Annotated in this window: 14 protein-coding genes; 5 read left to right on the top strand and 9 right to left on the bottom strand. The window is 51.4% G+C overall.

Translation table 11 applies throughout. The features are described from left to right. Positions 1 to 149 precede the first annotated feature (149 nt). From G8768_RS15890 to mobA, 7 genes are all read right to left on the bottom strand, one after another. Positions 150 to 1,565, bottom strand: a complete 1,416-nt coding sequence (locus tag G8768_RS15890) for an aldehyde dehydrogenase family protein (protein ID WP_166844933.1) — start codon at positions 1,563 to 1,565, stop codon at positions 150 to 152. A gap of 134 nt (positions 1,566 to 1,699) precedes the next feature. Beyond that, positions 1,700 to 2,572 carry an MOSC domain-containing protein gene (locus tag G8768_RS15885; RefSeq protein WP_166844936.1) on the bottom strand — a complete coding sequence of 291 codons (873 nt, stop codon included), beginning with the start codon at positions 2,570 to 2,572 and terminating at the stop codon, positions 1,700 to 1,702. A gap of 26 nt (positions 2,573 to 2,598) precedes the next feature. Beyond that, the gene (locus G8768_RS15880; protein ID WP_166844938.1) at positions 2,599 to 2,892 is read right to left on the bottom strand and encodes a DUF1244 domain-containing protein; all 294 of its coding nucleotides are present in this window, start codon (positions 2,890 to 2,892) and stop codon (positions 2,599 to 2,601) included. 53 nt (positions 2,893 to 2,945) lie between these two features. Next, positions 2,946 to 3,320: a VOC family protein gene (locus tag G8768_RS15875; protein ID WP_166844940.1), complete on the bottom strand. Its 375-nt coding sequence runs from the start codon at positions 3,318 to 3,320 to the stop codon at positions 2,946 to 2,948. Between the two features lie 39 nt (positions 3,321 to 3,359). Further along, positions 3,360 to 3,875, bottom strand: a complete 516-nt coding sequence (moaB, locus tag G8768_RS15870; protein ID WP_166844942.1) for a molybdenum cofactor biosynthesis protein B — start codon at positions 3,873 to 3,875, stop codon at positions 3,360 to 3,362. 29 nt (positions 3,876 to 3,904) lie between these two features. Beyond that, a complete protein-coding gene (gene moaA / locus G8768_RS15865) occupies positions 3,905 to 4,882 on the bottom strand; it encodes a GTP 3',8-cyclase MoaA (RefSeq protein ID WP_166844944.1) in 978 nt (325 codons plus the stop codon). Positions 4,883 to 4,945: 63 nt separating this feature from the next. Continuing rightward, positions 4,946 to 5,584 carry a molybdenum cofactor guanylyltransferase gene (gene mobA, locus G8768_RS15860; protein WP_166844946.1) on the bottom strand — a complete coding sequence of 213 codons (639 nt, stop codon included), beginning with the start codon at positions 5,582 to 5,584 and terminating at the stop codon, positions 4,946 to 4,948. 111 nt (positions 5,585 to 5,695) lie between these two features. Between mobA and pdxH the strand changes: the two genes are divergently transcribed. Then, positions 5,696 to 6,343 (top strand): pyridoxamine 5'-phosphate oxidase, encoded by a 648-nt coding sequence (gene pdxH / locus G8768_RS15855; RefSeq protein ID WP_166844948.1) that lies wholly within the window; start codon positions 5,696 to 5,698, stop codon positions 6,341 to 6,343. 21 nt (positions 6,344 to 6,364) lie between these two features. Here pdxH and G8768_RS15850 read toward each other — a convergent pair whose 3' ends face one another. Further along, complete coding sequence (locus G8768_RS15850; RefSeq protein WP_166844950.1) at positions 6,365 to 7,885, bottom strand: FMN-binding glutamate synthase family protein; 1,521 nt, start codon at positions 7,883 to 7,885, stop codon at positions 6,365 to 6,367. Positions 7,886 to 8,035: 150 nt separating this feature from the next. Between G8768_RS15850 and G8768_RS15845 the strand changes: the two genes are divergently transcribed. From G8768_RS15845 to G8768_RS15835, 3 genes are read left to right on the top strand one after another with little or no spacing between them, the layout of a single operon-like run. Then, positions 8,036 to 9,022 (top strand): NAD(P)H-quinone oxidoreductase, encoded by a 987-nt coding sequence (locus G8768_RS15845; RefSeq protein WP_166844952.1) that lies wholly within the window; start codon positions 8,036 to 8,038, stop codon positions 9,020 to 9,022. Between the two features lie 24 nt (positions 9,023 to 9,046). Next, complete coding sequence (locus G8768_RS15840; RefSeq protein ID WP_166844962.1) at positions 9,047 to 10,132, top strand: rhomboid family intramembrane serine protease; 1,086 nt, start codon at positions 9,047 to 9,049, stop codon at positions 10,130 to 10,132. Between the two features lie 17 nt (positions 10,133 to 10,149). Further along, on the top strand, positions 10,150 to 11,334 hold the full coding sequence (locus G8768_RS15835; protein ID WP_166844964.1) for a CaiB/BaiF CoA transferase family protein: 1,185 nt from the start codon (positions 10,150 to 10,152) through the stop codon (positions 11,332 to 11,334). Between the two features lie 137 nt (positions 11,335 to 11,471). On the opposite strand, the gene G8768_RS15830 is transcribed toward G8768_RS15835, so the two are convergent. After that, positions 11,472 to 11,948 carry a Dps family protein gene (locus G8768_RS15830; RefSeq protein WP_166844967.1) on the bottom strand — a complete coding sequence of 159 codons (477 nt, stop codon included), beginning with the start codon at positions 11,946 to 11,948 and terminating at the stop codon, positions 11,472 to 11,474. Between the two features lie 368 nt (positions 11,949 to 12,316). Here G8768_RS15830 and G8768_RS15825 point away from each other — a divergent pair, with 368 nt between their 5' ends. Next, on the top strand, positions 12,317 to 13,780 hold the full coding sequence (locus tag G8768_RS15825) for an NAD-dependent succinate-semialdehyde dehydrogenase (RefSeq protein WP_166844969.1): 1,464 nt from the start codon (positions 12,317 to 12,319) through the stop codon (positions 13,778 to 13,780). Positions 13,781 to 13,863: the final 83 nt, after the last annotated feature.

Below are 13,863 nucleotides of genomic sequence, written 5' to 3'. Positions count from 1 at the left end.
CATTGCTGGCGCAAGCTTGCCGTTACTCAGATCAGCGAAAGATTAAAAAAAGAGACAAGGAAGAGGAGGGGAGGAAAATCAGGCCACAGGCAGACGCCGTGGCCCGAACTTACAACATAAGTGCACCAGGGACGGTGCAGTAGAGAAACTTACAACTGAATCGCCTTGGTTTCTACGAACTCATGCAGACCTTCGTCACCCCATTCACGGCCATTACCGGACTGCTTGTAGCCACCAAACGGAGCATCGTAGTTAAAGCCGCCACCATTCACATAGCACTGGCCGGCACGCATGCGGCGAGCGATGGCAATTCCATCTTCCTTGGTTTTGGCGTATACGCCGCTGGACAGGCCGTAAGGTGTGTCATTCGCAATGGCAACGGCATCTTCCAGATCCTGATACGGGATCATGACCAGAACCGGGCCGAAGATCTCTTCGCGAGCGATGCGCATGTCATTGTTCGCATCACTGAAGATGGTTGGTTTAACGTAAAAGCCTTTCTCCAGGCCTTCCGGTGCGCCCAAGCCGCCGGTCAAGAGGGTGGCTTCTTCCATGCCAATTTCGATGTAGCGCTGAACGGTGTCACGCTGACGGGCAGAAGACATTGGGCCAACATAGACCTCTTCATTGTCATAGCCGACAGTGAGAGATTCAGTATGAGCTTTCGCTATTTGAGTCGCTTCCTCGTAGCGGCTGGCAGGTACCAACATGCGGGTCAGGGCGGTGCAGGTTTGACCGGTGTTGATCATAACGTCGTCAACACCGCAGCGTACCGCCGCGTCCAGATCGGCATCTTCAGTGATGATAAAGGCCGATTTGCCGCCAAGTTCCTGGGTGACACGCTTTACGGTCGGAGCTGCCGCTTCGGCCACCAGAATGCCGGCGCGGGTTGAGCCGGTGAAGGACACCACATCCACTTCCGGATGGCTGGAAAGGGCTGCTCCCACTTCATGACCCAAGCCAATAACCAAATTGAACACACCAGCGGGGAAGCCAACTTCATCCAGCACTTCAGCAACGATAATGTCTTGCAGAGGGGTTTGCTCGGAAGGCTTAACCACCATGGTGCAACCCGCTGCGAGGGCCGGGGCGATCTTGCCCATCAATTGGTTTAGGGGGTAGTTCCATGGGTTAATGAAAGCGCAGACGCCGGCCGCTTCTTTTACTACCAAAGAGTTGTTCACTTCTCTGACTTTTTCCATATCGACACAGCGATCAGCGTAGCCTTCAAAGGCGCTAACAGGGCCGTCGATTTGCAGCCAGGGTGTGATGTGCGGAGGGCAGCCCATGGACTGGGATACCGCAGTAACCAATTCTTCGCGGCGCTCGCGCAGACGGGCAGCGGCTTTGCGAATCAGTTCTGCGCGGAACTCAGCACTGCTGGTGCTCCAGCTGTCAAAGGCGGCGCGTGCGGCGCTGATGGCGGCATCGACATCATCTTGATTGCCCAGGGCAACTGTGGCGACCACTTCTTCTGTGGCGGGGTGGATCACGTCGTGGCGACCCTGGCCCTTGGCGTTTTGCCACTGGCCATTGATGTAAAACTTGTCGTGTAATTTGCTCATTATTTTCTCCTCGTCTGCAGCGCAGAAAAGCTATGCGGTGCCCAGGGGGTAGACCTCAAAACTGGTAGATTTGTTCACAGTGGCGGGCACAGTACGACAGAATGTGCGGGGCGTATATACCCTATTAGGGTTGGTTATTCCGACAGTTCCCGGTCGATCGAGAGCCAGTCTCCAACACCGATATTCTGTCCATCTCCACGCAGAAGGCTGGCGTTTTCGCCAAAGGCTGCGGCTTGGGGTTTGTCGGGCATGTGGTTGAACAGGGCAAGGGTACGATAGGGCTCCTGTTCGGCGTATTTCTCGGCGGTATCCGGATTAATGCCAATCATGGTGCAGCGCTCGCAGCGATCGTGTAGCTGCAGAGTGTATTCACCTCCGGAGCTGTGCAGACGCACATAATCGTGTTCGCTGAAGGGCTCCAGGCCGGCGACCACAATATTGGGGCGGAACTGTTCGATGCAGGCCGTGGCCTTGTCTTCGGCGACCAGCCTTTGGTTGAGGACTTCCAGCGAATCACGATTAGCAATCAGGTAAGGTGCGGCATCGGCAAAGATGGCCGCTTGATCCCCGAAACGGTCGGTCTTGCTTTGCAGACGTTTAAAATCCGGCGCCATAGCAACCAGGCGCAGGGGTTTGGGGCTGTTGAGAGCTTCTGTCAGCCATTGCCCGGCTTCATCGCCTGCATCCAGAACCCGGCATTCGTCGCTCCAGACCTGAGCTTTCATTTCGTTCTCGACGGGGAGGTTGAAAGGAATGTGAATCTCGGGATTCCCGGGCATCAGTGGCTGGCTCTTCAGGCTCAGGTGATGCTCGCCAATGCCGGTGCTGACTAGGCACATCTTGGGCAGCTGACGCTGGGAGACAAACTGCCCATTATCAGCGCGAACCACCATCCAGCTCCGATCATGCAGCAGACCGGTATAGGTCAAACTGGACTGGCTCAAAGCAATACCGCGCAGGGATTTAACCGGGTAAATAAAAATGTCGGTGACTCTAACGCGTGGCATGCACTTTCCTTATTCGCCGGAGGGGTTTATTTGTTTTGCAGTTTAGCAAAAGCGGCCAGTTGCTCGGGAGTGGCTTCCTGTTGATGATTGGCCTTCCACTCAGCATAGGGCATACCGTAGACAATGTCTCGCGCTTGTTCAGCATCAAGCTCGATATCCCGCTCATCGGCAGCGGCCTTATACCATTTGCCGAGGCAATTGCGACAAAAGCCCGCAAGGATCATGAGGTCAATGTTTTGTACATCTTTGCGTTCGTCGAGGTGTTTGAGCAGACGACGAAACGTCGCAGCTTCAAGCTCGGTTTGGGTTTGCTTGTCCATGGTGGTCTCTTTGTGTTCAGTGTCGTGGGGAGCAGGGCTTCCCGCAAAGCTTGTCAGTTTACCCGCCAGGGAGGATTTTTGCGATTCTCACCACCCCAGAATAAGCAAACCTGATTGTCACTTGGGTCGTAAAGGCGAGCTTCCCGCCACAGCCAGCGTTGGTCAGTTGGCGCCTGAATAAAATCGATGCCGGCATCAAGCAAACGTTGGTACTCGCGATCAAGTCCGGCGCACTCAAAATAAATAATGGTGTCGTTAATCGGCGGTTTTTGATCCACTTTGTGCAATGAGAACGTCGATTCACCGTCCGGGCATTCGAAGCGGGCGTAGTGGGGCGTATCTACAATCAGTGTCAGCCCGAGCTTTTGGTAAAAGGCTACGGACTTGGGCATGTCATGGGCAGCAACGGTTACTTGATTTAAGTTCATGGCTCTGCCCTCCGGGAAAGTAAATGTATCGGGCGCCGTTTAGCTGAGCAGCCCAACAAAGTTGCAGGGTTTTTGGCGGCTGTCGAGCTGCTCACGAAGGATGCCTTCCCAGGCTGTTCGACAGGCGTTATTGGAACCTGGTAAGCAAAAGATCAGAGTTTTGTTTACCAAGCCGCCCATGGCGCGAGATTGAATCGTCGAGCTGCCAACTTGCTCCAGAGAAATATAACGAAACATTTCTCCGAAGCCGATGACTTCTTTATCGAGCAAGGGGCGCACGGCTTCGGGTGTGCTGTCGCGGCCAGAAAAACCGGTGCCGCCGGTTATTAACACTACCTGCACTTCAGGGTCGGCAATCCATTGAGAGCAGACCGCACGAATCTGGTAAATGTCGTCTTTGACCAAATCTCTCTGTTGTAGCTGGTGACCAGCTTCTTGCAAAAGTTCAGTCAGTAAATCACCAGAGGTATCATTGCTGCTGCCGCGGGTGTCAGAAACAGTAAGTACAGCGATGCGTAGCGGGATGGCTTCACTGCTGGGTGTTGGTTTGCTCATGATGCTGTCTGTCTTTTCCTTGGCTGTTACTAACCGCCCGTGGTATTCATAAAACGGACGATTTGAGTTTCATTGATGTCGAAGTGATGGCGCTCGGGTTTATTACTCATGGCGGCTTCAATGCTGTCTCGCAAGCGAGCGTGATCACCTGGGTAACGTCGCATGATGGCTTTTAAATCCAGGGAATGTTCGTTGCCCAGACAGAGTAACAGGCGCCCCTCGGCTGTCACGCGCAAACGATTACAACTCGCGCAAAAATTATTACTGTGCGGTGAAATAAATCCAATCTGACTGTTGCCGATTTTCCAATAGCGCGATGGGCCACCGGTTTGGTATTGACTCGATTCCAGTGTCCAACGCTGCGCAAGCCGGGTTTGAATATCAGCCGAACTGATAAATTCTTCGCCGCGTTGGTGGTCATCGATATGGCCAAGAGGCATGGCTTCGATAAAGGAAAGGTCGAAACCTTCGCTGAGTGCGAAGTGCACCAGATCTTCCACTTCGTCGGCGTTGCGATTTTTGAGAATAACGCTATTGAGCTTAATCCGCTTAAAGCCAGCAGCTTTGGCGGCTTGCAAGCCGGCAAGCACTTTTTCAAGTTTCCCCGTGCGGCTGAGTTCTTTGAAACGGATAGGGTCAAGGGTATCCAAGCTGACATTAATGCGATCGAGTCCGGCGCTTTTTAATTTCGGAGCCAACTCTTCCAGTCGCGAGCCATTGGTCGTCAACAGTAACTCTTCGAGACCGGGAATTTTCTTCAGTGTGGCCATGAGTTCAACGGCGCCGTTACGCACCAATGGCTCGCCGCCAGTAAGGCGAACTTTCTTTACCCCCAGTTTTACGAAGGCTTTTACCAGCGTTTCACACTCTTCCAGGCTGAGTACCTGGGCGCGGGGTAAAAACTGCATATCCTCGGCCATACAATAGACACAGCGGAAGTCACAGCGATCTGTCAGGGAAAGCCGCAAATAATCAATATGTCTGCCAAAGGAATCTACAAGTGCCATGCTGGGATATTAACCCAAGTGGCCGAAGCTTCCAGTGCTGAAATGGTCAAAAAGTGTTAATCCTCAGGAAGACAGGTCTTCGGGGCTATTGATATTTCGGAACGCTTCTGAATCGGGAAAGGCCAACCGTTGAACGCCAAAGTGTTCGATAAAACCCATGACCCGGCGTTCACCCCTGTCTAAATATCGTCCAAGGCTATGATGGGCGCGGACCGGCCAGAGGCTGTGCAGAGGATGCGTACGCCCCCTGCATTCGCTGACGATGATTTGATCGCCCTGGGCATGGACGGCATTCAGGAGTTGAAGGCCCAGATCAGGAGGTTGTTTGGGGGTGTCGACCGGGGACACCAATAGGTACTGGCAGTCGGGTCTGTGCTGGATGCAATATTCCAGTCCACTCAAAATACCCGCCAGTGGCCCAAGGTGCTGTTCCGACCCATCGTTTAAGGGTTTACAGGCAATCGGACTATTGTCCAGAACGGTCTGTATGGCGTGTTGTGGTGCTTTTGAATGGGACTCGCTATGGGGTGGGCCGCAGCTGATCAGGACAGCATCGTTCTGGGGGATTTGCTTGTCCAGAGCGTGCTCGATCAGGGGCCGCCCATTAAATATTGCCAGCGCTTTTTGGGAATACGCAGGCGCCATTCGGCGGCCTTCACCACCGCATAAAATCAATTGGGCGTAGTTCGAGTTCTGTCGCATTTCTTGCTCTTTAGGGCTAGGCCGCGCAATCCGGTATGGCTCTGGTTTGCTCTGGTTTATACTAGGGCCTGATGTTTTCAGAAGTTTAAAAGAGTTGCGGAGATTAGCACAGTGTCAGAATTATCCATTGATCAGCTCAGACGGGAGTACTTGCAGGGCGGTTTGCACCGTGAGCATTTAAAGGACTGTCCGATTGCTCAATTTGAACACTGGTTAAAACAAGCGGTTGATGCCGGCTTGCAAGATCCTACAGCAATGACGGTCGCCACGGTGGATGCCAGTGGGCAACCGAGCCAGCGTATAGTATTGCTAAAAGCGGTTGATAAAGACGGTTTTGTTTTCTACACCAATTACGGTTCACGCAAAGCTCAGGATATAGCGGCCAATTCAAAAGTCAGTTTGCATTTTCCCTGGCATGCGCTGGAGCGCCAGGTGAAGATTGCTGGCGTTGCTGAAAAAGTCAGTCAAAAAGAATCCCTGCAGTATTTTCTCTCCAGACCTGAAGAAAGTCAGTTGGCTGCCTGGGCTTCGGAACAGAGTCGACCGGTTTCATCGCGTGAGCTGTTAATGCAACAGTTTGCATCAATGAAACAAAAATTCTCAGCAGGCAAAATTCCACTGCCGGATTTTTGGGGCGGTTTTCGAATTAAACCGGTACGTATCGAGTTTTGGCAAGGTGGTGCCAATCGTTTGCACGATCGCTTTGAATACCAATTGCAGGACGATGGCGACTGGGATACTCAGCGCTTGGCGCCGTAGCGCCAACGCTGTGTCGAACGATCATTTCTGATATTCAGATTTGGGCGTGGCTTCCGGGAACACCAGCTCCATGGGCTCGGGTAAACCGTGTTCATTAATAATTTGCGCATGACTGCGATTTAAATGCCGAACATTTTCAACACCGCAGGAATGTGCAATCACATCCAGTTCTTTCAACATGTTTTTTGCGAAGTGAGCAACGCGATTGGCTTTGTTATGGGGGTCCAGTCCTTCCTGTAAATCCGGGTCATGGGTGGTGATGCCGGTGGGGCAGGTATTTTTGTTGCACTGTAAGGCCTGAATACAACCCAGGGAAAACATAAACCCTCGGGCAGAAACGACGACATCGGCGCCCACGCATAAAGCCCAGGCGACATTGGCCGGGTTGATCAGCTTGCCCGAAGTGATGACACGTATGCGTTCGCGCAATCCATACTCCAGCAGTGTGTTGACTACTATAGGCAAGCTGCGTTTGATAGGCAGCCCCATAAAATCAATCAAGGATTGCGGCGCGGCGCCGGTACCGCCATCGCCACTGTCGATGGTGATAAAATCCGGAGCGTAATCCAGGCCCTTTGCTTGAATCAATTCGCAGAGTTCACGTAACCAGTGACTTTGACCGATAACGGTTTTAAATCCTACGGGCAGGCCGCTCACGGATCTAATGTGATGAATTTTATCCAGCAGTTGTTCCAGACTTTCAATGTCGGTGTGACCGTTGGGGCTTAGCGATGCTTTACCTTCTGGAATGCCTCGAATGGCGGCAATTTCAGCGGTTACCTTTTCGGCGGGTAGAATGCCGCCCTTGCCGGGTTTTGCACCTTGAGCCAGCTTCAGCTCAATCATTTTGACTTCCTGATGAGCCGCGATTTCCTGAAGTTTATCGTCGCTGAGATTTCCTTCTTCGTCACGCACTCCGTATTTGGCGGTGCCGATTTGAAAGACAATATCGCAGCCGCCAGACAAGTGGTAAGGCGAGAGGCCACCTTCGCCTGTGTTCATCCAAATGCCGGCTTGCTTCGCGCCGTTTGATAATGCGCGTACCGCCACAGAAGACAGTGAGCCAAAGCTCATCGCCGAGATATTAAAAACACTGGCAGCGGCATAGGGTTCTCTGGCATAACCTTCGCCGAAACGCACCGGCTCTGCATTTTTGAATTCATGTTTCAGTTTTGGGAACAGGGCATTGAGGAAAACGATATCGCCGGCCTGATTGAGAGGGCGAGTTGAACCGAAAGCGGTCGTGGTATCAATATTTTTGGCAGCTTGATACACCCAGCTGCGTTGAGCCCGGTTGAAGGGCAATTCTTCGCGATCCATTGCGAAAAAGTATTGCCTGAAGAATTCACCCAGATGCTCGAACCAATAGCGAAACCGCCCTATTACCGGGTAATTGCGTCGAATAGCATGACGTGTTTGGCGTACATCGACGATGTACATATAGATAATGACGCCGATCAGAGTAAGCAGTAAAAGCAACAAGAGCAGGGCGGCGTAATCAATAATTAGCGCGGCCGTGCCGTGCAGAATATCGCTGAGCATCGTGATTTTCCTTCAGGCTGTTATACGTTAGGATGCAATTCATTATAAACCTCGTCTTATACAGGGCTACTGTTAAAATTCAGTGGCGTGATAGCGCTGGATAGGATTCATTCCAGCCCGACGAGACACTTATTCCGGGAGAGCAATAATATGAGTGTATGGGGTATCGGCTTAACAGAAGCTGGCGCAGCTGAAAATATGGTTTGGCAGGAAATCGGCGAAGTCGTCCCCAAGCCCGGAGAAGTCCTTATTCAAGTTGCCTATGCCGGGGTTAATCGCCCGGATGTCTTCCAGCGCATGGGTTTGTATCCGCCACCGCCGGGAGCCAGCCCGATTATGGGACTGGAGGTGTCCGGCGAAATCATTGCCCTTGGGGACGGAGTGAGTGACTGGCAAGTCGGCGATAAGGTTTGTGCTCTCTGTAATGGCGGAGCCTATGCACAGCAGGTGGTCGTGCCAGCGGGTCAGTGCTTGCCGATTCCAGAAGGACTAGGCATGGCGGAGGCCGCCGCATTGCCGGAAACCTGTTTCACGGTGTGGACCAATGTCTTTGATCGCGGTCGGCTGCAGGCCGGTGAACGTTTTCTGGTCCATGGTGGTGCCAGCGGCATTGGTACCACAGCCATCCAAATGGCCAAAGCCATGGGTGCTGAGGTTTATGCCACTGTCGGCAGCGAAGCCAAGCAGAAAGCCTGCCTGGAGTTAGGGGCTGAGCAAGTGTGGAATTATCAGCAGGATGATTTTGAAACGGCCTCCTTCGAAGCCAGTGGGGGCAATGGAGTCGATGTTATTCTGGATATGGTGGGTGGAGACTACATTCAGAAGAACCTCAAAATGGCCGCCAAAGACGGTCGAATTGTAAGTATTGCCTTTTTACGTGGTGCGAAAACAGAAGTCGATTTCCGGGCAATGATGATTAAACGCTTGACGCTGACGGGTTCGACGCTAAGACCTCAGAGCGATGAAGAAAAATCAGCGATCGCTCAAAACTTGCAGAAGCACATCTGGCCACTTATCTCAGCGGGTAAATTCAGGCCGAAGATGGCAGCAGAGTTTTCCATCAAAGATGTTGCCGACGCGCACAAGCTGATGGAATCCCATGATTTGATCGGCAAAATTGTTCTGGCTCTGGATTAACCGGATTGAATCCGAGAGATGCCCATGGCTGATAAAAAATGCCCGCGCTGCCCTGAGGAAGTACTGATACAGCATCGCTATGAGCGACAGGAGCTGGACTTGTGTCGCACTTGTGGCGGCCTCTGGTTTGACAAGGACGAAGTTAATGCGGTGATACGGGCCAAGAATCCTGATATTGAACTCAGTTGTTTCAAGGAAAGCTTCGGACAGAGTTTGGGTGAATCGGATATAGAATGTCCGACTTGCCAGCTCAATATGCAGCGTCACCACCTTCTGGAGCACTTTCATCTGGAAATCGATATTTGCCTTCACTGTGAAGGCAGTTGGCTGGATCGAGGGGAGTTGCCTCCTGTTGAACAAAGCCCCGAGCTGGAATCTCATCTCCAGGAATTAAATAAAGGCTTGAGTTGGAAAACCTATTTTTTCCAGCTGCTGCTGCAAATGCCCGTCGAGTTCAATGCCAAGGCAAAGTGTATCCCCTGGGTGAATTACAGTTTGCTTGCCTTAAATATTCTGATTTTCCTGGCCTACTTTTTTAACGATACCAGTTATAACTGGGTTTTGAATAATTTTGCGATGACGCCCTCAGTTGTCGCGGAGGGCAACCAATTGTGGGCGCTAATGAGCTGTGTTTTTTTGCACGGCTCGGTCTGGCATTTGGGTGCGAACATGTATTTTCTCGCCATCATTGGAGACAACCTTGAAGATACTTTAGGGCATATTTCCTATTTACTGCTGTATTTGGCTTGCGGCCTGTTGGCATCGTTGGGCACGATGATATGGCGTCTGGGGTCCGATATTCCATCCATTGGCGCCAGTGGTGCGATTGCCGGATTGTTTGCGATGTATATGATCTGGTTTCGCCACGCCAGCCTGAGTTTTATGTTTATTCTTTATCAGAAAAAGCTTTCAGTGGTTTGGTTTTTCGCCCTGTGGGTAGGCTTGAATATTTTCGGTTTATTTTTTCTCGATGATGGTATGGATTATCCTGCGCACATCGCGGGTTTTGTGGCGGGGCTAATGTTCGCTTTTCTCTTGAAAGACTGGATACACAGAAAGAATCCTTTGCTGAGCATATTGAGGCACGAATCCATCCAGCTAAAGCGCTAGTTTTATCGGAGTTGATTATGGCAAAACCTCTCGATGGTTTGCGGGTTATTGAAGTTGGCCAATTGCTGGCAGGGCCCTTCGCGGGTTCCATGTTGGCGTACTTTGGTGCAGAGGTCATTAAAGTTGAACCTCCTGGGGGAGACCCTATTCGCGGTTGGCGTGAACTCAATCAGGGCACATCCTTTTGGTGGTATAGCCTGGCGCGCAATAAGAAAAGTGTTTGTATCGATTTAAAACAGGAAGATGGCCGAGCCATTTTGAAAGAACTGCTGGGCGATGCTGATGTTCTGGTGGAAAACTTTCGTCCTGGTGTAATGGAAGATTGGGGGCTCGGCCCGGACGACATCAAATCCATCAATCCTGGCTTGGTATACGCGCGCATTTCTGGTTATGGGCAAGACGGCCCTAATGCGACGAAGCCGGGGTTTGCGTCGGTGTGCGAAGCTTACTCAGGCTTTCGCCACGTGAACGGTTTTCCCAACGAAGCACCAGTACGTCCTAACCTGAGTATTGGCGACACCATTGCAGGAATTCATGCGGCATTGGGTATTGCCTTGGCTTTGTTGGAGAGGCAAAAATCGGGTGAAGGCCAGACCATCGATGTGGCATTGTATGAAGCCATGTTTAATCTGCTTGAGGCCGTTGTGCCGGAATACTCGGGTGCGGGTGCCGTGCGAGAAGCCTCGGGTACAACAGTCACTGGTATTGTACCGACCAATACCTACCGCTGTGGTGATGGAAAGTTTGTGGTGATTGGTGGCAATGGTGATTCTATTTTCAAACGCTTGATGACCGGAATCGGTCACTCGGATCTCGCGGAAGATCCTCGTTTGGCGAATAATGCCGGCCGTGTGGAACATGAAGAAGAGATTGATCAAATTCTTTCCGGTTGGTGCTCCGCACGGCCCATTGCCGATGTGCTTTCTGTGATGGCGGAGCAACGGGTACCCGCAGGGCCAATCTACAATGTAGAAGATATGTTGGAAGATCCTCACTATCAGGCACGTGGTATGTTTGAGCGCGTGGAAATCGACGGCAAACCATTGGATATCCCGGCCATATTGCCCAAGCTTGGACGTACTCCCGGTCGCACGGAATGGGTGGGCCCTGAATTGGGGGCTCATAATCAGGAAGTGTTGCAGGGGCTTGGGAAGAGTGCTGACGATATTACGCGCTTGCAAAGCGAAGGCGTTGTCGGCTAGAAATAGTTAAAGTGGCTGTGTCGTTTGTTTTTAATTTCTTCTGAAAAGTAGTCAGAACTTCAAAAGAAAATAGATCGAAGAAACGGGCGCTTTCTTTCCGTGAAAGCACCCGTTTGAGGGGATTTTTTAAGTCCTGCTTACAACATGCTGCGCAGCATCCAGGCGGTTTTTTCGTGAATCACCATGCGATCAGAAATCAGCGACGCGCTGGATTCATCATCGGCTTCCTGAGCCTTGCCCAAAACCTCACGGCAGGTACGTACCACCTGTTCATGGGCTTCGGTTAACAGCACCAGCATTTCGGTCGGGGCCGGTACACCATCAACTTCCTTGATCGAGCTCAGCTCCGCAAAGGCTTTGTATGTCCCTGGGGCCGGGTAGCCTAAGGTGCGAATACGCTCGGCAATTTCATCCACGGCGGTGGCAAGTTCGGTGTAGTGTTCTTCGAACATCAAATGCAGCTCGCGGAACTGGGGGCCGGTCACATTCCAGTGGAAGTTATGGGTTTGCAGATAAAGAGTGTAGCTATCCGCCAGCAAATGGCTGAGGCCTTGTGCAATGGACGCTCTGTCTTGATCGCTGATACCGATATTGATGGTTCTGTTCTGGCTCATAATCCTTTCCTTAACGAGTTCAGTGGAATGGTTCAATATATGTGCTTCAATGTGTGTTGTTCAATGAAGTATGGTGTAACTATAGTCGGGTCATGTGGTTAGTTAAAATTAATTAAATGAATCGGGCTTATAGTTTTTGGATATCTTTGTTTGTGGAATACTGGGGCAAGCTACTTAGGTTGGACTTTTCTAACCTTAAGTCTAATAAATTAGACTTTTACGAACATAGCCTTTGGTGCAAACTAGGCTTATCTTCACAATTTAGCAAAATCTCTGCGGGATTGGCGGTTTAAGTCTCCCGTTATGCTGAAATTGCCTATTATAGTAGTACGGCTTTGCCGACACTCAGCAACTTTAAGGAGACACCTATGCTTGAGCTCAAGCGTCCCGATTTACTGCGTACCCAATCTTATATTAATGGTCAGTGGGTCGATGCCGACAATGGCGCGACTGTTGAAGTTCGCAATCCCTCTACCGGTGATGTTGTTGCAACCGTTGCCAGTTTAAGTGAGGTCGAAACTCGCCGTGCTATCGAGTGCGCTGAGGAGGCAATGAAAGCCTGGCAGAAGGCGAGCTGTAAAGAGCGTGCCAAAGTTCTGCGTACCTGGTATGACCTGATCATGGCCAACCAGGAAGATCTGGCGAAAATCCTGACGGCTGAGCAGGGCAAACCACTGGCAGAATCAATGGGTGAGATTGCCTATGGTGCTTCTTATATGGAATGGTTTGCTGAAGAAGCCAAGCGTATTGACGGTGATGTGATCCCCGCGCCTTCCAACGACAAGCGCATTGTGATCATTAAACAGCCGGTAGGTGTGGTGGCGTCCATTACGCCATGGAACTTCCCGAATGCCATGATTACCCGAAAAGTTGCGCCGGCCATTGCAGCAGGTTGTACGGTTGTTGGTAAACCGGCTACGGAAACTCCGCTGTCTGCTCTGGCCTTATGTGTGCTTGCCGAAGAAGCGGGTGTACCGGCGGGCGTTATGAATATGGTTGTGGGTTCAAGCTCACGTGCGATCGGCGGCGAAATGACGTCCAACCCGATCGTCAAAAAAGTTACCTTCACGGGTTCTACCCCGGTGGGCAAAGTGTTGATGGAACAGTGTGCCGGCACGGTTAAGAAGACCTCGATGGAGCTGGGTGGTAACGCGCCGTTTATTGTTTTTGATGATGCGGATTTGGATGCGGCTGTGGCAGGTGCTGTTGCATCCAAGTATCGCAATGCGGGTCAAACCTGTGTGTGTTCAAACCGTATGCTGGTGCAGGAAGGTATTTACGATGCCTTTGTTGAAAAACTGGCGGCGGCGGTTGCTGAATTCAATGTGGGCGACGGTTTTGGTGATGGCGTTACCATGGGTCCATTGGTAAATGCCAAAGCGGTAAACGATGTCGATGCTATGGTACAGGATGCTGTTGATAAAGGTGCAACACTGGCTGCGGGTGGTCAGCGTTCCGATTTGGGCGATTGCTACTACGAGCCAACCATTCTGACTCAGGTAAGTCAGGACATGCGCGTGTTCAGTGAAGAGATCTTTGGCCCGGTGGCTCCGATATTCAAGTTCAGCACCGAAGAAGAAGCTATCGCGATGGCGAATGACACTGAGTTCGGTTTGGCCGCGTATTTCTATACTCGCGATGTCGGCCGAGTATGGCGTGTGGGTGAAGGCCTGGAGTACGGTATTGTTGGCATCAACGAAGGCATTATTTCTAACGAAATGGCGCCATTCGGTGGTGTGAAAGAATCCGGTTCCGGTCGTGAAGGTTCCAAGTACGGTATGGACGATTACCTGGAATTGAAGTACATGTGCATGGGCGGCATCGACAAGTAATCCTTATCCGAAAGCAGTGTTGAGCTGTTGAATAAAAAAGGCCGAGCATTTACATGTTCGGCCTTTTTTATTGTTCCTTTTTT

Origin of the sequence: Pseudoteredinibacter isoporae, from assembly GCF_011602085.1 — a bacterium.
Lineage (GTDB): Bacteria > Pseudomonadota > Gammaproteobacteria > Pseudomonadales > Cellvibrionaceae > Pseudoteredinibacter > Pseudoteredinibacter isoporae.
The sequence above is the reverse complement of the archived record's forward strand: the minus strand, read 5'-3'. Positions and strand labels throughout refer to the sequence as shown.

Bases quoted from the DNA above. Each gene is read 5' to 3' on its own strand.
- G8768_RS15830 (WP_166844967.1), bottom strand. From the start codon at position 11,948: ATGAGCCAGAACAGAACCATCAATATCGGTATCAGCGATCAAGACAGA.
- moaB (WP_166844942.1), bottom strand. From the start codon at position 3,875: ATGAGCAAACCAACACCCAGCAGTGAAGCCATCCCGCTACGCATCGCT.
- G8768_RS15880 (WP_166844938.1), bottom strand. From the start codon at position 2,892: ATGGACAAGCAAACCCAAACCGAGCTTGAAGCTGCGACGTTTCGTCGT.
- G8768_RS15845 (WP_166844952.1), top strand. From the start codon at position 8,036: ATGAGTGTATGGGGTATCGGCTTAACAGAAGCTGGCGCAGCTGAAAAT.
- G8768_RS15840 (WP_166844962.1), top strand. From the start codon at position 9,047: ATGGCTGATAAAAAATGCCCGCGCTGCCCTGAGGAAGTACTGATACAG.
- mobA (WP_166844946.1), bottom strand. From the start codon at position 5,584: ATGCGACAGAACTCGAACTACGCCCAATTGATTTTATGCGGTGGTGAA.
- G8768_RS15825 (WP_166844969.1), top strand. From the start codon at position 12,317: ATGCTTGAGCTCAAGCGTCCCGATTTACTGCGTACCCAATCTTATATT.
- G8768_RS15850 (WP_166844950.1), bottom strand. From the start codon at position 7,885: ATGCTCAGCGATATTCTGCACGGCACGGCCGCGCTAATTATTGATTAC.
- moaA (WP_166844944.1), bottom strand. From the start codon at position 4,882: ATGGCACTTGTAGATTCCTTTGGCAGACATATTGATTATTTGCGGCTT.
- G8768_RS15875 (WP_166844940.1), bottom strand. From the start codon at position 3,320: ATGAACTTAAATCAAGTAACCGTTGCTGCCCATGACATGCCCAAGTCC.
- G8768_RS15885 (WP_166844936.1), bottom strand. From the start codon at position 2,572: ATGCCACGCGTTAGAGTCACCGACATTTTTATTTACCCGGTTAAATCC.
- G8768_RS15835 (WP_166844964.1), top strand. From the start codon at position 10,150: ATGGCAAAACCTCTCGATGGTTTGCGGGTTATTGAAGTTGGCCAATTG.
- G8768_RS15890 (WP_166844933.1), bottom strand. From the start codon at position 1,565: ATGAGCAAATTACACGACAAGTTTTACATCAATGGCCAGTGGCAAAAC.